The sequence below is a fragment of the Pseudoduganella namucuonensis genome, from assembly GCF_900116645.1.
Classification (GTDB): Bacteria; Pseudomonadota; Gammaproteobacteria; order Burkholderiales; family Burkholderiaceae_D; genus Rugamonas; species Rugamonas namucuonensis.
Window position 1 is genome coordinate 1 of the sequence record NZ_FPBO01000049.1, and the last position, 25,191, is coordinate 25,191.

Sequence of the window (25,191 nt, forward strand, 5' to 3'; positions counted from 1 at the left end):
CCCGATGCGAACGGTCTTGCACGTCATCGCGCTTGAGCCACTTGGCGGCGGTCGCCTTGGTGATGTTGAACACCTTTGCCGCCTCGTGGGCGGTCAAGCCGGAGGCTTTGATCTCCTGGCGGATTTTCGGCGTTGTGCGGGCCTGCGGATGAATGCGTGTGCTCATGCTCTCTGACGCTCAGGTGTGCTGCTGCGGTGGGTTGGCGACCGCTTCGGAAAACCAGCGATCAACTCGTCAAGCACGGCCTTGGCACGGAGCAGAGGCATGCTGCGACGGGGGATATGATCGCATGAAACTAAACAGCTAACATGTCGTGATTCGGATCGTGCAATTTTATTCGCTCCTGTTGATGTTGGTGGAGTTTAAGCGATATCGGATGGACAGCGCCGCAGGCCGGAGGATAGGCCAGAACCCCATGTGCCGCGGCGAGGAACACGGTTACAATGCTGTCTTTAGCCCACAACCAAGTTTCCTAGTGCAAAGCCGTCAACTCTACCTCCGTCTGCTGAACCAGTTCCGTCCCTATCTCGGCGCCATGATCGCCACGCTGGTCGCGGTCGGCGTGGCGTCGGCCACCGACGTGTTGCTGATAGCGCAGTTGCAGAACGTGGTGGACGGCGCCGGCGGCGCGATGGGCGCCGCGATGGGACCGCCCACCGGCCTGCTGGGCATGGTGCGGGGCTGGATGGATTACCTGCTGCCGGACAAGTCGGCGCAGGCGGCGCTGTGGAGCATCCCGCTGGTGATCGTGTTGCTGGCGTTCCTGCGCATGGTCAGCAGCTTCTCGGGCGACTATGGCTCGGCGTGGCTGAGCAGCCGTGTGCAGGCCAATCTGCGCGAGGCCATGTTCGCCCGCATCCTGCGCCTGCCCAACCGCTATTACGACCAGTCCTCCACCGGCACCACCTTGTCGCGCGTGGCCTACGACGCCAGCCAGGTGGCCCAGGCCGGCCTGAGTGTGGTCAACGTGTTCGTGCGCGATTCGGTCGCCACCATCGGCTACCTGGTCTCGCTGATCACCATCGACTGGCAACTGGCCTGCTTCTGTTTCGGCCTGCTGCCACTGGTGGCGTTGGTGGTCACGGTGGCGGGCCGGCGCATGCGCCGCCTGGCCGAAGGCGCGCAACAGGCCATGGGCGAGCTGACGCGGGTGCTGGACGAGAGCATCGGCGGCCAGCGCGTGGTGAAGATCTTCGGCGGCCAGCCGTTCGAGGAGCGGCGCTTCCACAAGGTGGTGAAACACAACCGCCACCTGGCCGTGAAGCACGCGGCCACCGCCGCGCTCAACTCGGGCGCGATCATGATGCTGGTGGGGATCACGCTGTCGGCAGTGATCTACTTCGCGCTGCTGCGCGCCCGCGCCGGCGCGCTGACGCCGGGCGCCTTCGTGGCCTTCATGGGTTCCCTGATGGCGATGCAGTCGCCGATCAAGAACCTCACCAAGATCAACGAGCCGCTGCAGCGCGGACTGGCCGCCGCCAAGTCCGTGTTCGGCCTGATCGACGCGCCGGCCGAGGTGGACCAGGGCACGCGCGAACTGAAACGGGCCGAGGGCCGCATCGAGATGCAGGCGGTCGGCTTCCACTACAACGCCGCCGATCCGGACGCCGCGCCCGCGCTGCGCGAGGTCTCGCTGGACATCGCGGCCGGCGAGACGGTCGCGCTGGTGGGCGGCTCGGGCAGCGGCAAGACCACGCTGGCCGGCCTGCTGCCGCGCTTCTACGACGTGGGTAGCGGTGCCATCCTGCTCGATGGCCACGACCTGCGCGAATACAAGCTGGCCGACCTGCGTTCGCAGATCGCGCTGGTGAGCCAGGATGTGGTGCTGTTCAACGACACGCTGGCCGCCAACATCGCCTATGGCGACGCGGCGCCGGACCTGGCCCGCATCGAGGCGGTCGCGCGCGCGGCCTATGCGCACGACTTCATCCAGAAGCAGCCGAGGGGATATTTGACCGAGGTGGGCGAGAACGGCTTGCGCCTGTCCGGCGGCCAGCGCCAGCGCCTGGCGATCGCCCGCGCGCTGTACAAGAACGCGCCCATCCTGATCCTGGACGAGGCCACCAGTGCGCTGGACACCGAGTCCGAGCGCCAGGTGCAGGCCGCGCTGGAGGTGCTGATGCGGGGCCGCACCACGCTGGTCATCGCGCACCGCCTGTCGACGATCGAGAAGGCGGACCGCATCGTGGTCATGGAGTCCGGCCGCATCGCCGAAACGGGCAGCCACGAGGCGCTGCTGGCCAAGGGCGGCCACTACGCCCGCCTGTACCAGACGCAGAAGCAGGTCCCCGCCTAGCGGCCCGCTAGTCCTTGGCCTCCGCCGTTTGCTGGGCCGGCGGCTTGACGCGGTCGCCCAGCACATCCTGCACGTACAGCATGACGACCAGCACCATCAGCACGGCCGTCATCGGCGTGGCCAGGGCCACGCCCGCCATGCCGAACACGGTGCCGAACATCAGCTGCATGGCGATGGTCAGCGCGGGCGGGATCGAAATGGTGCGCTGGTCGATCAGCGGCTCCACCAGGTAGCCCTGCACCAGTTGTATGCCGCCGAACAGCAGCAGCACGTACAGCGCCTGTTCAGGGCTGGACGAAAAGGCGATCAGCAGCGCGGGCACGCCCGCCATCAACGGTCCCAGGTAGGGAATGAAATCCAGCAGCCCGGCGATGATCCCCAGCAGCAGCGCCAGCGGCACGCCCAGCAAGGCCAGGCCCACGCTGGTCATGATGCCCGCCACCAGCATGGACAGCGACTTCCCCAGCAGCCATTTGGACAGGGTGGCGCCGATTTCGGCCAGCACTTCGCGGGCACGTGCGCGCTTGTGCGGCGGCACCAGCCTGACCATGCCGTCGATGTACAGCTGCGGCTTGGCCGCGAAGTAGATGCCGGCGAAGAGAATGATGGCGACGTTGCCCAGCGCGCCCAGCACGCCCGAGAAGAACAACCCGGCGTTGGGCACCATGGCGGCGAGCTGGCGGCCGATCTGCGCCGTGCTGGGCATTTCGGCCAGCAGGCTGCGCAGGCGCGGATAGCGCTCCAGTTCAGCACGCACTTGTTCCAGCGACGTGGGCACCACCTTCGCCAGGTGCGCTGCCTGCTCGGACAGTTGCGGCGCCATCAGCCAGCCGCCCGCGCCCAGGAGTCCGAACAGCAGGAACACCACCAGCGCCAGCGACAGCGTGTGCGAACGGACGCGCAGGCGGCGCTGGACGATGCCGCTCAGCGCCTGCAGCAGCACGGCGAACAACACGCAGGCGAAGATCAGCAGCAGCGCGTCCGCCGCGAACCACAGCCCGGCCAGCGTCAGGAGGAAGAGGGCGGCGATGCCGTCCATCAGCACCACGCGGTGCAGGAACCCGCGCTGGCTGGTATCGGCCGCCTGTGGTGTGTGCTCGTCGCTCATGGCTAATGATTGCGCATTTTCGCAAGCGGTGACGCACAGTGCGCTTTCGGGCCCGGCCCGCGACGATACAGCGCTAACGCAGGGTTTGCAGATAGGCCGCGATGTCGCGCGCGTCCGCCTCGGACACGCCAAGGTTGGGCATGGCGGTGCGCGGGTCGGTTCGCTGCGGATCGCGTATCCAGCCCACCATGCCGTCGAAGGAGTTGGGCACCCGGCCCGCGATGAAGCGGCGCGCGGCCACGCCCGCCAGGGGCGGACCAACGTAGACGCGGGAGCCCGTCACGCCGGGGATCAAGTGGCAGGCGTGGCAGGCGTACTGGGTGAGGGCGACGCGGCCGCGCGCGGGATCGGGTATGGCCGCCGGCGCCGGCGTGGCATCCTGGGCCGGCGGCGCGTCCCCACGCGCCATGGCCGCGTAGGACCGGGTGTCTAGCCTGGGCAGCTCCGCGAGGAAGGTCACCACGGCCCACAGCTGCTGCTCGCTCAGGTGATATTCCCAGGCCGGCATGCCGCTCATCTTGATGCCGTGCCGGGTGATCCAGTACAGTTCCTTGGGCTGCCAGCGCCGGGCCGCGTCGACCAGCGGCCCCGGCACCGGTTGCATGCTTTTGCCGAACGGTTCCTGCGCCACGCCAGGCGCGCCGTGACAGGCCTGGCAGTGGGCGACGTAGAGCGAGGCGCCCTGGCGTATCAGCGCCGGCGTGGAGGCGGGCGGCGGCGGCGCGGCGCTGGCCCGGCGCCGCACCCAGGCGTGCATGGTTTGCTCCAGCACCGTGTGCGTGATCTGGAAGTGCTGGTCGGTTGAACTCACGTTGTACCAGCCGCCGAACGCCATTCCCCCTCCCACCAGCGCCGCGAGCGCGGTCAGTCCGGCGACGGTGGCGGCCATGGTTTGCAGGATCAGGCGGCGGCGGTTCGATGGCATGGCACCCCTGTTCTATTGAATAAAAAGCCATAGTGCATTTCTTGTATTATAGCTATTCCTTCAGTTTTGCCAGGAACCGCTGTGCAGCCGTATCCGACTATTCTCGCGCTGATACTGGGCACGGTCATGCTGGCCGGCTGCGGCGACGGCGTGCCCGCGACCAGGGTTCCGGGGGGCAACGCCGAGTTGGGCAAGCGGCTGATCGAGCGTTATCAGTGCGCGTCCTGCCACCGCATCCCCGGCGTGGCGGGACCGAACGGCGACACCGCGCCCGCGCTGGACACCTTCGGCCGCGCCAGCTATCTCGCCGGCCACGTGCCGAACTATCCGGACGCCTTGCAGCGCTGGATCGTCGACCCGCCGGCGGTCAAACCCGGCACGCTGATGCCGGCCATGGGCGTGGCGCCCGGCGACGCACGCCACATGGCCGCGTATCTCTACACGTTGCGCTGACCATGCATTCGGTCCTCGATCCCGCCGGCCCGGACGCCGCCCTCATCGCGCGGATGTCGTGGCTGCTGATTGCGGGCGCGGGGGCGATCTTCCTGGCCGTGATGGTTCTGATGGCGCTCGGCCTGCGACGCAAGGCCGGCGCCATCCGCGCCGCGTGGTGGCTGGGCGGTGGCGTGCTACTGCCTTTGGTGGTGTTGACGGCGCTTTATGTCTACAGCACTTGGCGCAGCGCGCAATTGACGGATCAGACCTCGCATCGGGCCATGGTGGTGTCGGTGACCGCGAAAATGTGGTGGTGGGAGGTGCGTTACAAGGGCGCGGCGGGCGAAGACGTGGTGCTCGCCAATGAACTGCATATTCCGGTCGGCCGGCGGGTCTACCTGGCCCTGGCCAGCAGCGACGTCATACACAGCCTCTGGATACCCGCGCTGGCCGGCAAGGTGGACATGCTGCCGGGGCGCGTGAACGGTCTCACGGTGTTGGCCGGCAAGCCGGGGTTGTACCTGGGCCAGTGCGCGGAGTATTGCGGCGAACAGCACGCGCGCATGGCATTGCATGTGGTGGCCGAGCCGCCGGCGGACTTCGACGCGTGGCTGGCGCGCCAGGCGCTGCCGGCGGCCGTGCCGCTCAGCGCGCCGGGGGATGCCCAAATCGATACCGGGCGCCAGGCCTTCCAGCAGCGCTGCGCCGCCTGCCACGCGGTGCGCGGCCCAAGCCGGGGCGAGGGCGGTGCGGCGGCCACGCCGGGCGGCGTGTCGCTTGGACCGGACTTGACCCACGTTGGCAGCCGGCTTTATCTCGCGGGCGGCACGCTGGCCAACAGCCGCGCCGCGCTGGCGAAATGGATAGCCGATCCGCAGGCCCACAAGCCCGGCGCGCGCATGCCCGCCGCCGGCATGGATGCCGCGACCATCGAGGCGCTGGCCGCCTATCTGGAGCATCTCAAATGAGCGCCACGCCGCCGCTGCCCAACAAGCTTCCGCGTCCCCCCGGCGAACTGGAGGCGCTGAAACGCGCCTGGAAGACCCCCACCGGCTGGCGCTATCTCACCACGGTCAACAACACCAACATAGGCCGCCTGTACCTGGGCACCGCGCTGCTGTTCTTCCTGCTGGCCGGCGTGCTGGCGCTGTTGATGCGGCTGCAACTGGCGGTCCCGAACAACACGCTGCTCAGCGCATCCACCTACAACCAGGTGTTCACCATGCACGGCACGGTGATGATGTTCCTGTTCGCCATACCCGTGGTGGAGGCCTTCGCCGTCTACCTGCTGCCCAATATGCTGGGCGCGCGCGACCTGCCGTTCCCGCGCCTGTCCGCCTACGCCTTCTGGGCCTATGCGATAGGCGGCCTGGCGTTCTTCTGCACGCTGTTTTTCGGCCTGGCGCCGGACGGCGGCTGGTTCATGTACCCGCCGCTCACCGGCAAGCAATACTCGCCCGGCCTGGGCGCGGACTTCTGGCTGCTGGGCATAGGCTTCATCGAGATCTCGGCCATCGCCGGGGCGATAGAACTGATCGTCGGCATTCTGTTCACGCGCGCGCCCGGCATGACACTGCGGAAGATGCCGGTGTTCGCCTGGTCCATGCTGGTGGTGGGCGCGATGATCGTGTTCGCCTTCCCCGCCGTGATCGCGGGCACCGCCCTGCTTGAGCTGGAGCGCGCCTACGACTGGCCGTTCTTCATCGCCGAGCGCGGCGGCGACCCGCTGTTGTGGCAGCACCTGTTCTGGTTCTTCGGCCATCCCGAGGTGTACATCATCTTCCTGCCCGCCGCCGGCATGGTGTCCACCATGCTGCCGTCCATCGCCGGCACGCCGCTGGTGGGGCGGGGCGCCGTCGTGGCCTCGCTGCTGGCCACGGGCGTCATCAGCTTCGCGCTGTGGGCGCACCACATGTTCACGGCGGGACTGGGCCTGTTCTCGGCCAGCCTGGTGTCCGCCGCCAGCATGCTGGTGGCGATCCCGGCCTCGGTGCAGGTGTTCGCCTGGATCGCCACGCTGTGGCGCGGCGCGGTGCGCTGGTCCGCGCCCGCGCTGTTCATGCTCGGCTTCCTGTGCATCTTCGTGCTGGGCGGACTCACCGGCGTGATGGTGGCCGTGCTGCCATTCGACTGGCAGGTGCACGACACCTATTTCATCGTCGCCCACCTGCATTACGTGCTCATAGGCGGCATGCTGTTCCCCGTGTTCGCCGGCATGTACTACTGGCTGCCGCTGCTCAATGGCCACCGCATGTCCGAGCCCTTGGCGCGCTGGGTGTTCGGCCTGATGTTCGGCGGCTTCAACCTGGCGTTCTTCCCCATGCACGTCACGGGCTTGCTGGGGATGCCGCGCAGGGTCTACACCTACACATCGGCAATGGGCTGGGACGGCCTGAACATGGCGTCCACCATAGGCGCTTTCGTCTTCGCGGCCGGCGTGCTGCTGTTCACGGTGGACATGGTGCGCACGCTGCGCAAGCCGGAGCGTGACAAGGGCAACCCCTGGAGTGCCGCGACGCTGGAATGGCTGCCCAGCGAGGACTACGGCACGCGCAGCATCCCGAACGTCACCAGCGACGATCCGCTGTGGGAACAGCCCTCGCTGCCGGAGGAGGTGGAGCGGGGCGCGCATTGGCTGCCGGGGACGGCCACCGGGCTGCGCGAAACCATCATCACCACGGCGGACGACGCGCGGCCCTGGTATGTGCAGGTGCTTCCCGGCGACAGCTGGTGGCCCTTCGTGGCGGCGGCCGGCACCGCCGGCTTCTTCCTGCTGTTGACGGTGAAAATGACGGTGCCGGCCTGGCTGTGCGGCGTGGCGGCCGTGGTGGCGGTGGTCGCCTGGCTATGGCAGACCGACAAGCCGCCGCCGCTGGCCATGGCGCAGGCGGCCGAGGGCGTCAGTCTGCCGGTGGGATCGGCCGGCCGCGCGTGGCACTCGTGGTGGGCCACCATCATCATGCTGGTGGTGGACGGCGCCATCTTCGCCTCGTTCGCCTTCGCCTATCTGCACCTGTCGATGAAGCTGGAGGTGTGTCCGCCGCCGGGGGCGGTGATGGCGGAGCCGTTCTGGCCCGCGCTGTCGGCCGGGCTGCTGCTGGCGGGGTCGGGACTCATGGCGCTGGCCAGCGGCGCGGTGCGCCAGCCGGGGGGCAAGCAGCGCGGCCTGCGCTGGCTGGTGGCCGGGGCGCTGGCCTGCATGGTGGGGTCGTTCTGCTGCGAGCTGCTGGGCCAGCCGCTGGCGCCGACGCGGGACGCGTGGAGCGCGGCGGTGGCCGTGATTGTCGCCTACCAGGGATTGCACGTGCTGCTGCTGATGCTGGTCGGGCCCTACCTGATCGCCCGCTCCGCGCACCGCCACCTCACGCCGTCCAGCCGCGCCACGATGGACAACTGCGTGCTGGTCTGGCACTACACCACGCTGCAGGGACTGGCCGCCGCGTTCGCGCTGCACGCGGCGCCGGCCTGGATGAACTAGCGGGGATTAGAAGGAATAAACCAGCGTCAGCGAGGTCTGGGTATCGGTGTTCTTCTTGTCGTCCGGGACACTGGTGTCGTTGCGGGCGATGAAGGCCGCCTTCATCTGCATGGTGCCGTTGATCTTGGTGCTCAGCGCCGATTCCGCCTGCGAGTGCATGTTCGCCGTGCCTTTTTCCACGCTGACGGTCTGCGTGAACATCGCCGATGGGCTGACCTGCCAGCGCACGGCGGCGGCGCCGCGCACCGTCAGGCCGTTCTCGGATTCGCCGGTGGCGCGCGTGCCGCTGAAATAGCCCGGGCCCAGTTCCACGTCCAGCGACTTGTCGCGCGACTTGTACCAGCGCGAGCTGTGACCGACGGAGAGCGAACTGTAACGGGTGTAGGCGCCGAAGCGGTCGTCGACGTGGGAACCGAGCACGAACAGCTTCTTGTTCGGGTCCAGCAGGCGGTACGCGGCCTTGGCGGACACGGTGAAGCGTTCGGCCGAGCGGGCGCGCCGCTTGTCGCCGTTCTGGGCCAGCGTCTCGTCTTCCTTGAAGTAGCCGCTGAACAGATACTCGTTGCTCCACTCTTCCAGTTCCTGGCGGGCGTCGATCTTGCCCGTGATGGAGGTGCCGACCGTGTTGCCGGTGGTGGTGATGGCGCCCAGTTCCGCGGAGGTGTTCCAGGTGCGGTCGGGGATGTCTTGAGCGGCTGCGCCGCCGTGCGCGACGGCCAGCGTCAGCGCGAGCAGGGGGATCGAGTGCTTGGAGATCAGTGTCATGTGCGAGTGTGCCGCCGCCGCGCGGCCTGCATGGCAGGCCGCGTGGCGCAGGCAATCCGGTCAATTACGATGAGCCCGCATTGTACCCGAATGGTACCGGTCACATCGCACACGATACGTAACGAATTGTCACGGCGCGGCCATCCCCTCAAGCCGCGAAGCCGCCGTCGATGTGCAGGCTGGCGCCGGTGACGAAGGCCGCCTCCGGGCTGGCGACATAGGCCACCATGCCGGCGATTTCGTCCGCGTGGCCGTGGCGAGGGATCGCCATCAGGCCGTGCATCACCTTGGCGAAGTCGCTGGTTTCCGGGTTCATGTCCGTGTTCACCGGGCCGGGTTGCACATTGTTGATGGTGATGCCGCGCGGCGCCAGGTCGCGCGACAGGCCCTGCACCAGGCCAAGCAGCGCGGATTTGCTCATCGCGTAGACGGCCCCGCCGGCGAAGGGCATGCGCACGGCGTTGGTGCTGCCGATGTTGACGATGCGGCCGCCCTGGCCCATGAACGGCAGCACCGCCTGCACGGCCACGAACACCGCGCGCACGTTCACCGCCACCGTCAGGTCGAAGTCGGCCAGCGCGAACTCGCCCACGTCGCCCATGCGCAGCACGCCGGCGTTGTTGACGAGGATGTCGATTTTGCCGAAATCGCGCGCCACCTGGCCGATGGCCGCCGTCAGCGCGGCGGCGTCGCCCGCGTCGGACTGGATGGCGATGGCGCGGCCGCCTTCCGCCTCGATGTCGGCCACCAGCGCCTGCGCCGTGTCGGCCGAGCTCTGATAGGTGAAGGCGACGGTGGCGCCGCCGGCCGCGAGGCGGCGCACGACTGCCGCGCCGATGCCGCGCGCGCCGCCGGTGACGAAAGCGGTTTTGCCGGCGAAGGTGGTGCTGCTTGGGGTGGTGGTCATGGTGTTCTCCGTTTGCTTGGTTGATGAAGCGAGTATGGTCCGGAAATTAATGCGCCGGTAGCCGGCAATCGGTTATCGCAGTTTCAACCAACGGTATAAAATAGCCCCATGGAACCCTTGAACTACCTCGCATCCTTCATCCAGAGCGCCGAGACCGGCAGTTTCTCGGCGGCGGCGCGTCGTCTGGGCCTCACACCGGCCGCCGTCAGCAAAAACGTGGCGCGGCTGGAGGCCAGCCTGGGCTTGCGCCTGTTCCAGCGCAGCACCCGCAGCCTGACGCTGACCAGCGGCGGCGAGCGCTTCCTGCATCAGGTGGGCGGGGCGTTTTCGACGGTGCAGGAGGCCATCGCCGGCGTGGCCAAGGACGACGGCCAGCCGGCCGGCGTGCTGAAAGTCGGCATGGCCCTGGCTTTCGGGCGCGAGCACCTGTTGCCGCTGCTGGACGATTTCCTGCTTCGCTATCCCGGCGTGCTGCCGGATTGGCATTTCGACAACCATCCTGTGGATCTGGTGGGCGGCGGCTTCGACGCGGCCATCGGCGGCGGCATCGTCCTCTCGCCGGGCGTGATCGCGCGCGAACTGTTGCGGACCGACCTGCTGGTGGTGGCTTCGCCGGAGTATATGAAAGGCCGGGCGATGCCGGACCATCCGACCGAGTTGGCGCGGTTCGACGGTATCGTGCGCCGCTCCGCCAGCACCGGCCGCGCCAAGGTCTGGACGCTGCGCCACGACGATGGCGACGAGGGCCAGGCGCTGTTGCGTCCCCGCGTGATCTTCGACGACCCGGAGGCGATGGCCTACGCCGCCATGCGCGGCATCGGCGTCGCGCTGCTTCCCATGCCCCACGCCGCGCGCTGGCTCAAGTCCGGCGCGCTGCTGCGGCTGCTGCCCCGATGGCGGGGCGAGGCGGGGACGGTCTCCATCTACTACCCCAGCAAGAAAATGCTGCCGGCCAAAACCCGCGCCTTCGTCGACCACGTGGTCGAGCATTTCCGCCGCCCCGAGGTGGCGGCGGTGTTCGACAGCGGCCGCTATCGCTAGCTGCGCTCAGAGGCTGAGAGTTTTTCGGGCGTGCCAGAGCAGCGCGCCAGAAAGTGGCCGATCGAGGCGCAAAGCACAGCCATAGCTCGGGCTATGGCGAGCATTTGCAACGACGAGCGGGCACTTTCTGGCGTGATGAGCGGGCATGATCGAAAGACTCTCAGCCTCTCAGGGTTCGACCGAGTGGGCCCGTTTCAGGCAGCGCAGCACGAAGGTGGAGCGGCTGTGGCGTATGCCCGGCAGCTTGTAGAGCTTCTTGCGCAGGAACTCCTCGTATCCCGCCGTGCCCGCGACCGCCACCTTGATCAGGTAATCGTAGTCGCCCGTCAGCAGATAGGCTTCCATCACCTCCGGCAGTTCCGACAGCCCCTGGCCGAACTTGATCAGCATGTCGTCGTCATGCCGCTCCAGCGTAACTTCGATGATCACCGTGTCCGGCAATCCGAGCGCCTGCTGGTTGAGCAGCGCCGTGTAGCCCTCGATGACGCCACGCTCCTCGAGCGCGCGCACGCGGTTCCAGCACGGCGTCGTGGACAGGCCGACCTGTTCGGCCAGCTTGGTGTTGCTCAAACGGCCGTCGCGGCGCAGCGCCCGGAGGATGCGGCGGTCGGTTTCGTCGATTTCTGGATGGGAATTCATGATTTTCGATGATCTGTGGAAGAATATTCTTCATTCTACAATTATCCGGACAATATTTGGATGCCTATTCCATGGCTGGGGGATTATAGTTATTGCATGAAAACCACAACCCTACACCCCCAAAAAAGCCTGCGCTTCTGTGTAGAAGCGGACGCAGCCCTCTCCACGCTCGAGAACGCGCTCGCGATTGTGCGCCGGGCCGGGATTGAACTGGGTGGTCTGCGAATTAGCCCTGGCGAGGAGGGGATGGATGTGTGGATGCGGCTGTCTGCCCCGGAGGAGGATCTTCTGACCCTGTGCCGCCAGCGCCTGAACAATGTCGTCGGCGTGCTGGCGATCCGCGAATTCCCGCGCCCGGCCGAGGCGCCGGCGCCGGCGCAGTCGAACCCGCCCGACATGCGCGCCATGGCCGCGCGCCTCGCGACGGGATAGCGTTCAGCCGTATCGCCGCAGGCAATCCCGATAGAGCGCCAGCGCCGCCATGGCGGCGGCGGTGCTGAACACGCCATGCTGGTCGCGCACCAGGCTGCCCGTGCCCGGCCGGCCCACTTGGTATTGCCCCAAGTCCGGCGACGTGCTGCCCGGCGTGGGAATGCGCAGAATGGGAGCGCCGCCCCAGTGACCGCCGCGCTGGGCATCGAGCAGCCAGCGCGCCGCCGCGTGCGCGGCGTCGTCGCAGCGGCGATCCGGCCAAGCCAGCAGCGCCGACAGCGCCATGGCGGTGGAGAAGGCGTGGGGTGGCGCGCCCGCGTCGCCGAAACCGCCGCCGGCCTGCTGCCGCGCCAGCAGGCCGGCGGCCGCGGCGCGCCATATGCTTGGCGTCAACCGCCGGCCGGCCGCCAAGGCCCGCAGCGCCTGCGCCGTCGCATAGGCGTTTCCCTGCCACCAGTAGGAGCTCCACAGGCCTTCGGGGTCTTGCGCCCGGACCAGCTCCGCCAGCACTTGCCGCACGTGCGCGTGGCCCACCAGGCCATGCAGCATCAGGGCCTGGACGGCGACGGCGGACACGCGGGTGTGCATGGCGCGCCAACCCGCGGTCTGTTCCGGCGCCGCCTCGACGTAGCGTTCCATCCCGTCCTCGACCGCATAGGTCGCGTAACCCGGGCCCTGCGCGTGCCGCTGGACATAGGACAGCGCCCGCAGCACCATCGAGGGCTTGACGATGGTCGCCGTCGACATCGCGAGCAGCACCCAGGCGGTGCTGTCGCAGTCCGGCGGCACCTGTTCGTTGTACGCCCATCCGCCGGATGGACGCTGCCGCCGCAGCAGCGCGGAGAGGGTTTCCGCGCAGGCGCCGCGCAGCACGCCGGAGCTGCCGGCGCAATAGGCGACGAAGCCGGAAACCCAGTCCGCGCTTTCGCCGGCCAGCGTGTCGAAGTCGCGCCACAGCAGATCGGGACCGCGCGCGTCCTCGAGGTAGGACGCGGCGGCGGCGATCGCCGCGTTCAGCGTCGCCGTCGTCGCGGGCGTCGCCATGGTCATTCCAGCCACATGCGGACGTGGCAGGCCAGCAGGCGGTCTAGGTCGCCCGCCTTGTCCGGCCCGCCGAGTTGCAGCGCGGCCCGGACGCACAACAGCGAGTCGCGGATGGACGCCGCCGCCGCGACGATGTGGTCGCTGTCGATCAGCGCCGTCAGATTGCCGCGTATGTCGGACGGCGCGTAGTTCTCGGCGCGCGCCAGCAGCGAGTTCAAGGCGCCGCCGCGGGAGTCGCCGATCACGTCGACCAGGTCGTCCGTGAGCCAGAATATGGTCCCCATCTCCGTGGCAAGGTTGTCGGCGAGCGCGGTGTTGAAGCCGCTCGGGTCCGGCAGCGCGCAGATCGCGCTGATGATGAGGAAGGGCAGCGCCGATTTCGCCCTCGATATGTCCAGTCTTTCCTTCGCCGTGGCGGCGTCCGCGCGCGAGGAACGCATTTCGGCGGCGTAGGCGCTAGCCAGCAGGGAGGCCAGGCGCTTGAAAGCCGGGCCATCGGCGCCGGCGGCGAGCCGGTACAGGCGCTGGTAGACGGCGGCGATGGTCTGCAGCAGCAGCCGGATCTCGGGCGCCTCGCTTTCCAGCGCGGCGGCGTTCAGCGCGCCGGGGCTGGCGGCCCCGGAATGCAGCCGCTGGAGCGTGCCGGAATTGAAGTGGGAGGCGAATTCCGGTATCAACTCCGGTTGCGCGTCGTGCAGGAGGTCGAAGATGGAAATGCCGAAATTGAACAGGCCGCAGGTTTCCGAGATCGTCTCGTCCACCTGCGCGCCGGCGGCGCGCTGCAGGGCGTCGCCCAGGCCATGGCCGAAGGCCAGCGCCATCGGCGTGGAGGACTTGAAGCGCCGGTTGGCGATGCCGAACATGGACGGCGACATCAACCAGCGCCGGTCGTCCGCGGCCAGGGCCTCGGACAGGAGGCCGTCGCGCAGCCTCTCGCCGCGCGCCTTTTGCGCCTTGCGGAAGGCCATGAAGTCCGGGGTGGCGGGCCATAGCTCCGCCGCCTCCAGGGCGTTCACCAATGTGCGGCGCCCGCGCAGCCAGATTTCATCGAGCAGGAAGCCGACCGGCCATTCGCTGGTCCGCTCATTTGCCTGGGCGCTGGTCCGGCCCGGTGCCGCCGCGTTCATGGCCGTTCTTTCTCGATCAGCGGCCGGCTGCCGAGGTAGCGGTTGGCCTTCATTTCCAGCTCCCGCATGGAGCCGACCAGCGGCCGCGGTTTCAGTTGCGGGATCCGCGACACCGTCTGGTCGTATTCCGCGTGGCTTCTTACGTCGTGCCGGCCGTCCTGACAATTGCCGCTGATCCAAGACATGGTGTTTCTCCTAATTGGACATGACAGTTTCCGCTTCCGAGGCGATTTGCTGCGCAAATTGCCGGAACCAGCCCTCGAGGCATACCCGCGCCCGCGCCGGCAATTGTTTCAGGGCGTCGCGCGCGCTTGCCAGATGCCGCTCCAGCGCCTGCGACGCGGCGCCCGCCTCGCGGTCATCGCCGGCGTCGACGCAATCGTCGTGCGCCTGATAGGCTAGACCAACCGCGTGTCCGAAAGTTTCGTAGGCGTGGGCGATGTCTTCGTGGCGGTCCATCGGCAGCACCGCGACCCGGGCGGCATAGCCGAACAGAGAGGCGGTCTTGCGGGAGTTGACGAGGGGATCCTGCGCGTTGGAGGGCAGCTGGCCGCTGCACATGATGCCCACGATGGTGGACTGGCCGGCGATCGCCTCTATCCGTTTCGCCGCTGACACCGGCGTCGCGCACAGGGCGCGGAAGGCGGCCGCCAGTATGGCAACGGCGAGCAGCTCCGCGGCGGCCACGCCGTGCACCACGTGGAAGCAGGGCTTGTTGCGCCTGAGCAGCGCATTGCCCATCGAGGGCAGGTCGTCGAGCAGCAGGCTGGCGGCGTGCACCAGCTCTATGCTGACCGCGAGCGGCAGGACCTGCATTTGCGGCACGCCCGCCGCGCGCCCGATTTCCAGGCACAGCCTGCCGCGTATGCGCTTGCCGCCGCTGGTGGCGTAGCCGGCGAGCGGTATCAGCGACTTGGGCAGGGACGAGGCCAGGGCGCGCTCCATGCCGTCGTTCAACAGCGTGCACATTTCCCCGGCCGGATCGCGTGCGGCGGCGGCCCCCGCGACGTGTTGGCGTCCATTCATAAACGCTTCCCCAAGAATGACTAGTCTGTGGGATATGGTGTGCGCGATGGGAAACGGGCGCTTGACGGCTGTCACGCGCCGGGATGCCGGAAAAGGGTGGGGCGCCGCGGCCGTATCGTGAGCGGACGCGGCGGAATCGCAAAAATCAGCCGGATCAGCCCGGCAAATAGGCGTACTTGAAGGCGAACACGATGGCGATGATCCACACGATGGGCTTGACCTCGCGCGCGCGGCCGGTCAGCAGCTTGAGCACCGCGTAGGTGATGAAGCCGAAGGCGATGCCGTGGGCGATGGAATAGGTGAACGGGATCAGCATGGCGGTGATCGCGGCCGGCACGCTTTCGGTGGTTTCGCCCCAATCCAGGTCGGCCAGGTCGCGCAGCATCAGGCAGGACACGAACAGCAGCGCGGGCGCGGTGGCGTAGGGCGGCACCACGGCCGCCAGCGGGGAGATGAACAGGCAGGCCAGGAACAGCACGGCGACCGTCAGCGCGGTCAGGCCGGTGCGGCCGCCGGCCTGCACGCCGGAGGCGCTTTCCACATAGGCCGTGGTGCTGGACGTGCCCAGCAGCGAGCCGCCCACGATGGCCACGCTGTCCGCCAGCAGGGCCCTGTTCAGGCGCTCCATCTTGCCGCTGACCAGCAGGCCGGCGCGGGCGGCCACGCCCATCAGGGTGCCGGTGGCGTCGAACAGTTCCACCAGGAAGAACACCAGCACCACGTTGACGATGCCGACCGACAGCGCGCCCTTGATGTCGAGCTGCAGCAGCGTCGGCGCCAGCGACGGCGGCGCGGAGAACAAGCCATTGAACTTGTTGCCGCCGAAGACGAAGCTGAGGATGGTCACCAGCACGATGCCGATCAGGATCGCGCCCTTGACCTTGAGCCGGTCCAGCGCCACGATCAGCATGAAGCCGAAGATGGCCATCAGCGCCTGCGGCTTGTGCAGGTCGCCGGCGCTCACCATGGTGGCGGGGTTGGCGGTGACGATGCCGGCGCTTTTCAAGGCGATCAAGCCCAGGAACAGGCCCAGGCCCGCCGTGATGGCGGTGCGCAGCGAGTGCGGGATGCCGTTGACGATCATCCCGCGCAGCCCGAGCAGGCTGACCACCACGAACAGGCAGCCGGAAATGAACACGGCGCCCAGCGCGGACTGCCACGGCACGCCCATGCCCAGCACCACGGCGTAGGCGAAATAGGCGTTCAGGCCCATGCCCGGCGCCATGCCGATCGGGTAGTTGGCGTACAGCGCCATGATCGCCGTTCCCAGCGCCGCCGCAAGGCAGGTGGCGACGAACACCGCCTCCTTGGGCACACCCGCGTCGCCCAGGATGGCCGGGTTGACGAAGATGATATAGGCCATGGTCAGGAAGGTGGTGACGCCGGCCACCAGCTCCGTCCTGACGTCGGACCCGGCGTCGCGCAACCGGAACAGTTTTTCTGTGATCGACATCGCCGCTCCCCAATGTGGTTATATGAAGATGAGCATATCACTTCCCGCTCTGGCGCCAAATCCCGTTCTCACACGCCAGCTCGTGGGTGGGGCCGAGCGCGTCCAGGAAGCGACGGTCGTGCGACACCACGGCGATCGCGCCGGGATAGGCTTGCAAGGCCTGCTCGACACCGCGCACCGAGGCCAGGTCCAGGTGGTTGGTCGGTTCGTCCAGCAACAGGAGCTGGGCCGGGTCCTTGCGCCATAGCGCGCAGGCCAGCGCCGCCTTCAGGCGCTCGCCTCCGCTAAGCAGTCCGGCGGGCGTTTGCGCCTGGGCCGCGTGCAGGCCGAGCAGCGACAGGTGGCTGCGCAACACGCCCTCCGGCAGCGGCGATTCCAATTGGCGCAGGCGCTCCAGTACGGTGAGGCCGGGTGGGAGCAGGGCGGACGCGTGCTGGTCCAGCCAGGCGTGGGGCACGGTGGCGCGGCACTGGCCGGAGGCCGGCGGCAGCAGGCCCGCCAGCATTTTCAGCAGCGTGGTCTTGCCGCAGCCATTCGGGCCGGTGACGGCCACGCGCATCGGGCCGGCCCAGACCAGGTCGAGCTCCCGCTGAAAACCAGAGGCAAAACCAGGGGACAGACCGCCCGCGCCACACGCCGTCGCAAATGCATGGGACGGTGAACGCGGGTCTGTCCCCGGTGGACGCAGGCCGGTGCGAACCCCAGGCAACGGGAACGGCGGCACCGCCCTATCGAACACGGCGACCCGCTTGCCCTGCGGGACGGCGGCGCCGGGCAGCATCAGCGCCACCGGCGCCGAGGGCGCGACCCTGGCCGCCGCCGCGCGCACCGCGTCGTCCAGCGCGGCGCGGGTCTCGGCCTGCCGCTGCGCCTCCCGCCCCGCGTGGGCTTGCGCATTGTTTTTCAGCTTCCCGCGCAGGATGGGCGCGATATTGGCCTCCTTCCCTGCCTTGTTGTTGCGTGCCGCGCGCGCCAGTTGGGTGTCGTGCCGCTTGCGCAGGCTGCGCAGCGCGCTTTCGCGTTCCGTGCGGGCGTGTTCCAGCGCGGCCCGCGCGGCTCCGGCCTCGGCGTCGCGCCGCGACTGGTACAGGCTGTAGTTGCCGCCGTAGCCGCGCAGGCCCGTGGCGTCCAGTTCCACGATGCGCTCCATCGCCTCCAGCAGCTCCCGGTCGTGGCTGGCGACGATCATACCGCCGCGCCAACGCAGCAGGTTCGCGCGCAGCCAGTCGCGGCCCGCCCGGTCCAGGTGATTGGTGGGTTCGTCCAGCACCAATCCCTGCGCGCCGGAAAGCAAGGCGCCCGCCAGCGCCACCCGCATCAATTCGCCCCCGCTCAGGCCGGCGGCGGGATCGCCGGGACGCAGCCGCGCCAAGCCGCATTCGGCCAGCGCTTGGCCGAACTCCGCCTCCACATGCCAGCGCCCGTCCAGCATATCGAGGTCGGAGTCCAGGGCGTCGCCGCCTTCAAGCCGCCGCATGGCCTCGAACAGGGGCGCCAGGCCGGCCACCCTGGCCACCGTGGCGCCGCAAGCCGCGCGCACCTCCTGCGGCACGTAGGCGACGGCGCCACGGCGGAGGATGGAGCCGGTCCACGCGACGTCGGGCGCCGCCGCCTGGCCGGCCAGCGCGCGCGCCAGCACGCTCTTGCCGGTCCCGTTGGCGCCGACCAGGCCTGTGCGTTCGGCTTGAAATGTCTCGTCCAGGCGATCGAACAGTACGCGGCCGGACGGCAGCACGGCGGAAAGCCGGCGCAGGGTGATGGAAAAGACAAGGGAACTGGCGCCCGAGGGCGCGGGCGCGTCGGACGGCGCCGGGATCACCGCGTGCGCGGTGTCGGATCGATAAGCCATATGTAAGCTCCAGGCAGGATGCGTCTCCACGACGCGTCATTCGCGATACTTGCGATCTCTTGCTGAGTGGGCTTACATGGTCATCGGCGTGTACTCCGGAAAATGAAAAACGCCGCCGTTTTTTGCGGCGGCGTTCGCAGTTTAGCGAGTTTCAGGCACGTGTCAAGGGAGGCCGAGCGCGCTGGCGATGTCGGACCAGGCCACGTACTTGAAGTTCTGCGGCCCGTCCGGCAGGCGCTTGTAGCCGTCCTGCACCACCAGCATGCCGCTCGCGTATGGCCCGCCCAGATTGGCCGAGCTGACATCCAGGCCGTCGGTCTCGGAGGCGCCGTCGATGCCCAGGGCCGCGTTCACGCCGATGCGGAAGCGTCCGCGCACCTTGTGGGGCGGCAGCGCGTCCAGCACCACGTAGCTGTTGTCGCCCTGGCTGGACACCACCAGGTAGGAAGCGGCCGCGCCGTGGTACAGCGACATGCCTTCGACGTCCGCCTTCAACTGGGGGCCGACCGGCAGCACCATTTTCAGGGACGCCGGCGCGTCGCCGGACGCCGCGAGCGTCCACACGCCGCGCTTTTCCTCGCCGATGAACAGGCGGCCGGTGCGGTCGTCCGCCACGCAGCCCTCGGGCTGGCTGGCCACCCTGAAGCTGCGCAGCAGCGTGCCGGCGTAAGCGCCGTTCTGGCGGGTGATGCGATAGTGCTTGAACAGGCCGTCCTTGTCGTTGACGAAGGCCTCCAGCCCGCCGCCGGCCGGTTGGTAGGTGCAAACGCCGTAGATCTTCTCCATGCCGGTGGCGAAGCGCGCCGCTTCGGCGACCGTGCCGCCGGCATCGATGGTGAACAGGATCAGCGTGTTGTCGTCGCGCTGGGTGGCCACCGCCAGGTCCAGGCGGGCGCCGTCGAGCAGCACGTTCTGGCGCAGGTCCACATTGTTCAGGCGGCCCACTTCCAGCAATTGCGTTTGCGCGCCTTTCAGGTCGTAGACCAGCAAGCCCTGTTTCTTGTTCGTGCCCAGCACGCGGCCGGCATCCGGATCGGTTGCGTGGACCCAGATGGCCGGGTCGTCGGCCGCGTCCCCGAGGCGGGCGACGGGCTCGGTCTGCATCCGCGGCAGGACGATGGCGGTGGGCGGCAAGCCCTGCGCCGCGGAGGATGGCCAGGCCAGGGGCAGTTGGCGCCAGTGCCCGCCATCCTCGTCCGCGAGCAGCAGCTCGGGCCCGTGGCCGCCGCTCCGCGCCGTCAACGCGCGCGCGCCGGCCGGGGACTTCAGGGCGCGCGGGGGCAATGCGTGCCAGTGGCCGTCCTGGATGCGGAAGGTGTGCAGCTTGCCTCCCTTGCCATCGAGCGCGGCGGCGCCGCCTGGCAGCAGCGTGATCGCGGCCGCGCCGCCGGCCATGGCGCCGAACGGCGGACGCAATCCCAGCGCCTCGCGTCCGCCGGCGCCTTCGGCGTCGGCGCTGTAGGCCCACAGTCCCATGCCGGACTCGCTGGCCAGCAACGTCGCACTGCCGTCGTCCACCTTGCAGTGATGTACGCGCGGCGGCAAGGCCAGGCGCCGCACCAGCCGGCGCTCGTCGCCCCGCATCAGCCATTGCTCGGCCTGGCCATCCTTGGCGACCAGGAACAGGTAGTCGAGTTCCTGCGCGTCGCGGTACAAACAGGCCGCCTCCACGCCGAAGTGCGGCGCGGGGAAGGGCGTTTGCGGCCGCATGGCGCCGGAACCCAGGTCGATATCCACCAGGCGCGGCGTCTCGGTGTTGGAATCGACGGCCATGGCGAGCACGCCGCCGGGGCGGGGGCGCGTGTCCAGGTGCTTGGCGCGCATGGACACGCGGCCGCGTTCCGCGCCGGCGGCGTCCAGCAGGCGCAGGCCATGCTTGTCCAGCGCGAGCCAGCCGCCATCCGGCATGGCGGCCAGTTCCGCCGCCATGGCCATGGACGCGGGCAGCGCGGCCGGTGTCGCCGCGCCCGCGTATGGCGTGGCCGCCAGGTGCGCCGCGCACAACGCGGCGGTGAGTATGGTCTTGTGCATCATCAGAGCAAGCTGGCCTTCAAGGTGATTTTATAGGTGCGGCCGTACTGCTCGTACTGCGCGTTGTGGTTTTTCACGCCCTGGTAGACGTAGTACTTCTCATTGTTCAGGTTCGCCGCCTCGAACTGCAGTTGCAGCTGTTTGGTCAACTGCCACGCGAACGACAGGTCCAGCTGCTTCTGGCTGTCGACGATGCGGTCCTGCGCGGGATTCAGGATGTCCGATCCCAGCTCCAGCAGGTAATCCGACTTGTAGTTCAGCGCGAGGCGGGTGCTGACCGGGCCGTGCTCGTAGCCCAGCATCAGGTTCAACATGCGGTCCGACTGGCCCGGCATGGCGATGCCGCGGGACAGCTGCCTGCCGGCCTTGACATCGTGGCGCGCGATGTTCGCCTTCGAATCGCTGAAGGTGGCGTTGGCGCCGGCGATCAATCCGTTCCACGGCGCGGGCAGCATGCGCAGTTGCTGCGACCAGGCCAGTTCCAGGCCTTTCACGCTGGCCTTGTCGCCATTCGCGTAGGACGTGGCGGTGGCGTAGCCCGCCCACTGGCCCGTGCCCGCCAGGTTGGTGGTGTAGGTGAAATTCCTGATGTCCGTGTGGAAGGCATAGGCGGAGACGACGCCTTCCGAGCCCAGTACGCGTTCGACGCCCAGGTCGAGGTTGCGGGCCCGCAGCGGCGCCAGGTCCGGATTGCCGATGGTGGCCTCGGTGGCGCTGGCCAGCGTGATGCCCGGCGCCAGCTGGCTGAAGTTGGCGCGCACCACGGCCTTGGTGACGGCGGCGCGGATGCTGGTGTGTTCATCGGCGTCGTAACGCGCCTGCAGCGACGGCAGCCAGTTGGTGTAGGAGCGCTCGCGGCGCACCGGCGTGATGGCCGCGCCGTTGATCTGGGAGCCGCTGGCCTCGAAGCCGGTGTGCTCGGCCCGCACGCCGGCCAGCACGCGCCACGCGTTCCAGGCCAGGCTGTCCTGCACGTAGGCCGAGTCGATGTCCTCGCTCATGTCGAAGTCGTTGATGCTGGATTCGGCCGCCAGCCGCGCCGCGTTGCGGTCCAGGCCCGCGACGCGGGCGCGCACCTGCGCCGGATCGATCGCCGCGCCGATGCGGCCCAGTTTGTAATCCAGTTCGTTCTGGCCGGCGAAGGCGGCGAGGGCGGTGGAACCGGCGCCCCAGTGGTTGCCGCTGGTGGCCTTGGCGCTGTTGTAGGTCCACTGGTTGGTGTCGCTGTCCTTGTCGCGGCGGCTGGCCTTGGCGCCGAATTTCAGCGTGTTGCGCACCTCGCCCGTGTCGAATTCGCGCGACAGGTCGAAGCGCGCGTGGCGCTCCTTGTCCTTGGAATAGCGCTGCTGCAGCGTGATCGCGTTCAGGCTGTAGTTGGCGGCGTCGAACAGCGTGGCGGGACCTGTCAGCGATGGCTGCGCGCCGTTGGTGAAGCCCACGCCGGCGAAATTGGCGTTGCCGCGGAAGCGGGCGTCATTGATGGATTCCGGTGTGTCCTCGTCCGCGCTGCTGCCGGCGGCTTCCACCCGCAGCAGCGAGGCGCCGAGATTCTGTTCGGTGCCGATGGTGGCCGAGCGGATCTCCTGCGTGTATTTGCGCTGGCGCAGCCGGCGTTCCGCGCGCGCCGCGGTGGTGGCGCCCTCCGTCACGCCGCCGCCGGCGATGTTGCCGATGGTGAGGCGGTCGCGCACCTCGTCGTCGCTGAAGCGGCTGAGCAGGGTGCGCAGATACCAGTTGCCGCCCGTCTCCGGGCGATAGTCGACGTTGGCGGCGGCCGCGCGGCGCTCGCGCACGGGCAGGTAGTCGCGCAGCTCGAAACCGGTCAGTTTGTCGCCGTCCCAGGCGCCGCCGGTCTCCACGTTGTCCGAGCCGAACTTGCGCTTCTCGCCGCTCACGCCGACGGCCACGCCAAGCTTGCCGTCCATGAAGCGCCGGGCCCACAGCAGTCCGGCGCTGGGGCTGGTCTGGCCGGAGTTCTGGTCGCGGCTGGCGGAGCCGGACACGGACAGCAGCTGGCCGGGCAGGTCGAAGGCCGACAGCGTCTTCACCTCCACGCTGCCGCCCAGCGAGTTCGCGTCCTGGTCCGGCGTCAGCGTCTTGCTCACCTCCAGCGAGCGGATCAGGCCGGCGGGCAGCACGTCCAGCGCCACGGCGCGGCGGCCGGCCTCGGGGGAGGGCAGCAGCGCGCCGTTGATGGTCACGCTGTTCAGGTCCGGTCCCAGGCCGCGCACCGTGATGTAGCGGCCCTCGCCCTGGTCGCGCTGCACGGAGACGCCGGGCAGGCGCGCCAGCGCCTCGGCCGCGTTCTTATCCGGCAGGCCGCCGATGTCGTCGCTGCTGATGACGCTGACGATGTTGTCGGCCTTGTCCTGCGCCGCGATCGCCTTCGACAGGCTGGCGCGCTGGCCCGTGACGATCACGGCGCCCGCCATGGCGGTGCTTTCGGCCACCTGGGCCTGCGCGCCCAGCATGGCGAGGACGCCGAGGCTCAAGGCCGAGAGGCGGAAGGTCTGTTCTTTTATGGTTTTCATGGTGTGCTTGTGTGCGGGGATGGTTGGGAGAACGCAGCGCATTGTGCGGACCGTATATGTCCGTTGCGTTACAAAGCCCGTCCCGCGGGTGAGCCGTTTGCACCTCCCCCGTTGCTCCCGGCCGTGTCATCAAGCGGTCACCTTGCGCCGCTATGCTCGCGGCCCATGTTGAAACTACATCGCCCCTACCTGCTGCTGGCCGCGCTCGGCCTGGCCCTGATGCCGCTACCCTATGCCCTGAACGGCGCGCTCAAGGCCGCGCACCTGTGGAAATGGCTGGACATCTTTTGCGAGGGCGGCACCGCCGCCATGGCCGGCATCTGGTTCCTGATCACGCTGAGCAGCCGTCCCGGCGGCCTGGTCACGCGGCTGCTGGCGCTCGGGCTGGCGGCCATCATGCTGGGCTCCTGGGCCGACTGCCTGGACGAGGTATACAGCGTGTCCAAGGACGCGCTGTGGGACAACTGGCTGGAGGCCCTGATGCCGCTGGGGATGCTGACCCTCACGGTTGGCATGTATCACTGGCGCCAGGAACAGTTCAGCCTCAACGAACACCTGCAAAAGCGCGAGCGCCTGTTCCGCGACCACCGCGCCTTCGACCGGCTGACGCAGCTGGCCGGCGCCGGCTACCTGCGCAGCCAGATCCGGCTGGAGCACGAACGCAATCCGTCGCAGCCCTGCGCGCTGGTGCTGCTGGACATAGACGGTTTCCACCGCATCAACCGCGCGCACGGGCAGAAGGAGGGCGACCGCGTGCTGCAGGCGGTGGGCCACATGCTGCTCCTGAACCTGCGCAACCAGGACCTGCTGTGCCGCTACGCGGGCGACCGCTACGCCTTGCTGCTGCCGGGCACGGACGCCGCGGAAGCCGACGAACTGGCGGCGCACCTGTGCGCCATGGTGGCGGGGATGCGGCACGCCGGGCGGCAAGGCCGGGTGCCGGTCAGCCTGCGCCACGCCTGCACGCTGGCCGACGGCGACCCGGAGGCGCTGCTGGCCAAGCTGTCCGGCACCGTGGACAGGGCCGCGCGGGCAAGCGCGCCGGACGGCCTTCCGTCGCGGGCGACGGCGTGATCACCTGCCTGGCGCCGGGCGAGGCCAGCATCGTGGCGGCGCACCAGCCGGCACTGGTGCTGGAATACGCCGCCAGCAGGGACTTGGCCGTGCCGGCCCTGTGGCGCGGCACCGGGCTCGATGGACCCGAGCCGCCGCCGGCGGACCTGCTGCTCGCGCCGCCGCAGTACCTGCAACTGCTGCAAAACGCCGCCCGCCTGCTGGACAGCCCGGACACCTCGTTCATGCTCGGACAGCAGATGCTGCCCGGCGAATACGGCCCCGCCAGCGGCGCGCTCCAGCACGCGGGCTCCCTGCGCGAGGCGCTGGGCCTGCTGGAGGACTGGCAACCCGTGCTGTCGCCATTGCTGCGCCCGCGCCTGAACGTGGAGGGCGGGCTGGCGGCGCTGTACTGGACGGACTGCCACGGCGCGCCTGGCGCGCTATCCCTGCTGGCGGAGATGCACATGACGGCCGTGGCGGCGATGTGCCGCTGGCTGGGCGGGGAACGTCTGCCTTGGCGCTTCTGTTTCAACCGCACGCGCCCGCGCCACACCGAGCAGCACGAGGTGCACTTGGGGCCGGAGCTGCGTTTCGACTGCCACCTGGACGCCATGCTGATCGACGCGGCATGGCTGGACCGGCCCTGGCCCGGCGCCAGCGCGGAGGTGGTGGCGGCGAACGTCCGCGCGGCGCGCGCGCTGCCGCCGCGGCTCCCCAGCCTGCCCACCGCGCTGTACGACTATCTGCTGGCGCGCGTGGGCGGCGCGCCGACCCTGGAGCGGGCCGCCGCCGATTTCGGTGTCAGCCCGGCGACCTTCAAGCGCCACCTGGCGCGCCACCACACGCACTTCCAGGCGGAGCTGGACCAGGTCCGCACCCATGTCGCGCTCTACCTGTTCCAGACGCGCGGCGCGGACAACGAGGCCGTCGCCCGCCACCTCGGCTTCCACGACGCCGCCAATTTCCGGCGCTCCTTCAAGCGCTGGACCGGTGTGACGCCCGGCCTGCTGCGCGACAGCCTGCTGGCGGCGCCGGCCTGAGGCGCGG

General features: G+C 68.9%; 21 protein-coding genes and 1 pseudogene. 8 read left to right on the forward strand and 14 right to left on the reverse strand.

What is annotated here, in order from left to right; all coding sequences use genetic code 11:
- Positions 1-166, reverse strand: a pseudogene (locus BM436_RS38800) (IS481 family transposase); the annotation flags it as partial.
- A 310-nt stretch (positions 167-476) separates the two neighbouring features.
- On the opposite strand from BM436_RS38800, the gene msbA reads away from it, so the two are divergent.
- Positions 477-2,297 carry a lipid A export permease/ATP-binding protein MsbA gene (gene msbA / locus BM436_RS32195; RefSeq protein ID WP_093560564.1) on the forward strand — a complete coding sequence of 607 codons (1,821 nt, stop codon included), beginning with the start codon at positions 477-479 and terminating at the stop codon, positions 2,295-2,297.
- 7 nt (positions 2,298-2,304) lie between these two features.
- On the opposite strand, the gene BM436_RS32200 is transcribed toward msbA, so the two are convergent.
- Positions 2,305-3,405: an AI-2E family transporter gene (locus BM436_RS32200; RefSeq protein ID WP_093560566.1), complete on the reverse strand. Its 1,101-nt coding sequence runs from the start codon at positions 3,403-3,405 to the stop codon at positions 2,305-2,307.
- 73 nt (positions 3,406-3,478) lie between these two features.
- Positions 3,479-4,330, reverse strand: coding sequence for a c-type cytochrome (locus BM436_RS32205; protein ID WP_093560568.1), 852 nt, complete (start codon positions 4,328-4,330; stop codon positions 3,479-3,481).
- An 81-nt stretch (positions 4,331-4,411) separates the two neighbouring features.
- On the opposite strand from BM436_RS32205, the gene BM436_RS32210 reads away from it, so the two are divergent.
- Genes BM436_RS32210 through ctaD form a run of 3 tightly spaced genes read left to right on the forward strand, consistent with a single transcriptional unit; the run spans position 4,412 to position 8,243 of the window.
- Positions 4,412-4,783: a c-type cytochrome gene (locus BM436_RS32210; protein ID WP_229490928.1), complete on the forward strand. Its 372-nt coding sequence runs from the start codon at positions 4,412-4,414 to the stop codon at positions 4,781-4,783.
- 2 nt (positions 4,784-4,785) lie between these two features.
- Positions 4,786-5,733, forward strand: coding sequence for a cytochrome c oxidase subunit II (locus BM436_RS32215; RefSeq protein ID WP_093560570.1), 948 nt, complete (start codon positions 4,786-4,788; stop codon positions 5,731-5,733).
- On the forward strand, positions 5,730-8,243 hold the full coding sequence (gene ctaD, locus BM436_RS32220; protein ID WP_093560571.1) for a cytochrome c oxidase subunit I: 2,514 nt from the start codon (positions 5,730-5,732) through the stop codon (positions 8,241-8,243). Before BM436_RS32215 ends, ctaD begins: the two co-directional genes overlap by 4 nt.
- 6 nt (positions 8,244-8,249) lie before the next feature.
- On the opposite strand, the gene BM436_RS32225 is transcribed toward ctaD, so the two are convergent.
- Both BM436_RS32225 and BM436_RS32230 read right to left on the reverse strand, forming a co-directional pair.
- Positions 8,250-9,008 carry a DUF481 domain-containing protein gene (locus BM436_RS32225; RefSeq protein ID WP_093560572.1) on the reverse strand — a complete coding sequence of 253 codons (759 nt, stop codon included), beginning with the start codon at positions 9,006-9,008 and terminating at the stop codon, positions 8,250-8,252.
- A gap of 148 nt (positions 9,009-9,156) precedes the next feature.
- Positions 9,157-9,915 (reverse strand): SDR family oxidoreductase, encoded by a 759-nt coding sequence (locus tag BM436_RS32230; protein WP_093560573.1) that lies wholly within the window; start codon positions 9,913-9,915, stop codon positions 9,157-9,159.
- A 108-nt stretch (positions 9,916-10,023) separates the two neighbouring features.
- Here BM436_RS32230 and BM436_RS32235 point away from each other — a divergent pair, with 108 nt between their 5' ends.
- Entirely contained in the window at positions 10,024-10,956 is a 933-nt protein-coding gene (locus BM436_RS32235; protein WP_093560575.1) for a LysR family transcriptional regulator, read from the forward strand.
- 168 nt (positions 10,957-11,124) lie between these two features.
- Here BM436_RS32235 and BM436_RS32240 read toward each other — a convergent pair whose 3' ends face one another.
- Complete coding sequence (locus tag BM436_RS32240) at positions 11,125-11,595, reverse strand: Lrp/AsnC family transcriptional regulator (protein WP_093560577.1); 471 nt, start codon at positions 11,593-11,595, stop codon at positions 11,125-11,127.
- 96 nt (positions 11,596-11,691) lie between these two features.
- On the opposite strand from BM436_RS32240, the gene BM436_RS32245 reads away from it, so the two are divergent.
- Complete coding sequence (locus BM436_RS32245; RefSeq protein WP_177307699.1) at positions 11,692-12,027, forward strand: hypothetical protein; 336 nt, start codon at positions 11,692-11,694, stop codon at positions 12,025-12,027.
- A gap of 3 nt (positions 12,028-12,030) precedes the next feature.
- Here BM436_RS32245 and BM436_RS32250 read toward each other — a convergent pair whose 3' ends face one another.
- The 8 genes from BM436_RS32250 to BM436_RS32285 form a co-directional block, all read right to left on the reverse strand.
- On the reverse strand, positions 12,031-13,071 hold the full coding sequence (locus BM436_RS32250; RefSeq protein ID WP_177307701.1) for a prenyltransferase/squalene oxidase repeat-containing protein: 1,041 nt from the start codon (positions 13,069-13,071) through the stop codon (positions 12,031-12,033).
- 2 nt (positions 13,072-13,073) lie between these two features.
- A complete protein-coding gene (locus BM436_RS32255) occupies positions 13,074-14,198 on the reverse strand; it encodes a hypothetical protein (protein WP_093560581.1) in 1,125 nt (374 codons plus the stop codon).
- Complete coding sequence (locus BM436_RS32260; RefSeq protein WP_093560583.1) at positions 14,195-14,383, reverse strand: hypothetical protein; 189 nt, start codon at positions 14,381-14,383, stop codon at positions 14,195-14,197. Before BM436_RS32260 ends, BM436_RS32255 begins: the two co-directional genes overlap by 4 nt.
- 10 nt (positions 14,384-14,393) lie before the next feature.
- Entirely contained in the window at positions 14,394-15,224 is an 831-nt protein-coding gene (locus BM436_RS32265) for a polyprenyl synthetase family protein (RefSeq protein WP_093560585.1), read from the reverse strand.
- Between the two features lie 154 nt (positions 15,225-15,378).
- A complete protein-coding gene (locus BM436_RS32270; RefSeq protein WP_093560587.1) occupies positions 15,379-16,677 on the reverse strand; it encodes an NCS2 family permease in 1,299 nt (432 codons plus the stop codon).
- 37 nt (positions 16,678-16,714) lie between these two features.
- A complete protein-coding gene (locus BM436_RS38605; protein ID WP_093560589.1) occupies positions 16,715-18,526 on the reverse strand; it encodes an ATP-binding cassette domain-containing protein in 1,812 nt (603 codons plus the stop codon).
- A 162-nt stretch (positions 18,527-18,688) separates the two neighbouring features.
- Complete coding sequence (locus BM436_RS32280) at positions 18,689-20,560, reverse strand: phytase (protein ID WP_229490930.1); 1,872 nt, start codon at positions 20,558-20,560, stop codon at positions 18,689-18,691.
- Positions 20,560-23,088 (reverse strand): TonB-dependent receptor, encoded by a 2,529-nt coding sequence (locus BM436_RS32285; protein WP_093560591.1) that lies wholly within the window; start codon positions 23,086-23,088, stop codon positions 20,560-20,562. Before BM436_RS32285 ends, BM436_RS32280 begins: the two co-directional genes overlap by 1 nt.
- Before the next feature lie 165 nt (positions 23,089-23,253).
- Here BM436_RS32285 and BM436_RS32290 point away from each other — a divergent pair, with 165 nt between their 5' ends.
- A complete protein-coding gene (locus BM436_RS32290) occupies positions 23,254-24,162 on the forward strand; it encodes a GGDEF domain-containing protein (protein WP_093560593.1) in 909 nt (302 codons plus the stop codon).
- Positions 24,159-25,184 (forward strand): AraC family transcriptional regulator, encoded by a 1,026-nt coding sequence (locus BM436_RS32295; RefSeq protein WP_229490932.1) that lies wholly within the window; start codon positions 24,159-24,161, stop codon positions 25,182-25,184. The genes BM436_RS32290 and BM436_RS32295 overlap by 4 nt, the downstream gene beginning before the upstream one ends.
- The last annotated feature ends 7 nt before the right edge of the window (positions 25,185-25,191 follow it).

What these genes read in the sequence shown, in the direction of transcription:
- BM436_RS32200 (WP_093560566.1), bottom strand. Translation starts at nt 3,405, where the DNA reads ATGAGCGACGAGCACACACCACAGGCGGCCGATACCAGCCAGCGCGGG.
- BM436_RS32245 (WP_177307699.1), top strand. Translation starts at nt 11,692, where the DNA reads ATGAAAACCACAACCCTACACCCCCAAAAAAGCCTGCGCTTCTGTGTA.
- BM436_RS32205 (WP_093560568.1), bottom strand. Translation starts at nt 4,330, where the DNA reads ATGCCATCGAACCGCCGCCGCCTGATCCTGCAAACCATGGCCGCCACC.
- BM436_RS32265 (WP_093560585.1), bottom strand. Translation starts at nt 15,224, where the DNA reads ATGAATGGACGCCAACACGTCGCGGGGGCCGCCGCCGCACGCGATCCG.
- BM436_RS38605 (WP_093560589.1), bottom strand. Translation starts at nt 18,526, where the DNA reads ATGGCTTATCGATCCGACACCGCGCACGCGGTGATCCCGGCGCCGTCC.
- BM436_RS32235 (WP_093560575.1), top strand. Translation starts at nt 10,024, where the DNA reads ATGGAACCCTTGAACTACCTCGCATCCTTCATCCAGAGCGCCGAGACC.
- BM436_RS32255 (WP_093560581.1), bottom strand. Translation starts at nt 14,198, where the DNA reads ATGAACGCGGCGGCACCGGGCCGGACCAGCGCCCAGGCAAATGAGCGG.
- BM436_RS32290 (WP_093560593.1), top strand. Translation starts at nt 23,254, where the DNA reads ATGTTGAAACTACATCGCCCCTACCTGCTGCTGGCCGCGCTCGGCCTG.
- BM436_RS32250 (WP_177307701.1), bottom strand. Translation starts at nt 13,071, where the DNA reads ATGGCGACGCCCGCGACGACGGCGACGCTGAACGCGGCGATCGCCGCC.
- BM436_RS32270 (WP_093560587.1), bottom strand. Translation starts at nt 16,677, where the DNA reads ATGTCGATCACAGAAAAACTGTTCCGGTTGCGCGACGCCGGGTCCGAC.
- BM436_RS32285 (WP_093560591.1), bottom strand. Translation starts at nt 23,088, where the DNA reads ATGAAAACCATAAAAGAACAGACCTTCCGCCTCTCGGCCTTGAGCCTC.
- BM436_RS32230 (WP_093560573.1), bottom strand. Translation starts at nt 9,915, where the DNA reads ATGACCACCACCCCAAGCAGCACCACCTTCGCCGGCAAAACCGCTTTC.
- BM436_RS32280 (WP_229490930.1), bottom strand. Translation starts at nt 20,560, where the DNA reads ATGATGCACAAGACCATACTCACCGCCGCGTTGTGCGCGGCGCACCTG.
- BM436_RS32215 (WP_093560570.1), top strand. Translation starts at nt 4,786, where the DNA reads ATGCATTCGGTCCTCGATCCCGCCGGCCCGGACGCCGCCCTCATCGCG.
- BM436_RS32260 (WP_093560583.1), bottom strand. Translation starts at nt 14,383, where the DNA reads ATGTCTTGGATCAGCGGCAATTGTCAGGACGGCCGGCACGACGTAAGA.
- ctaD (WP_093560571.1), top strand. Translation starts at nt 5,730, where the DNA reads ATGAGCGCCACGCCGCCGCTGCCCAACAAGCTTCCGCGTCCCCCCGGC.
- BM436_RS32225 (WP_093560572.1), bottom strand. Translation starts at nt 9,008, where the DNA reads ATGACACTGATCTCCAAGCACTCGATCCCCCTGCTCGCGCTGACGCTG.
- BM436_RS32240 (WP_093560577.1), bottom strand. Translation starts at nt 11,595, where the DNA reads ATGAATTCCCATCCAGAAATCGACGAAACCGACCGCCGCATCCTCCGG.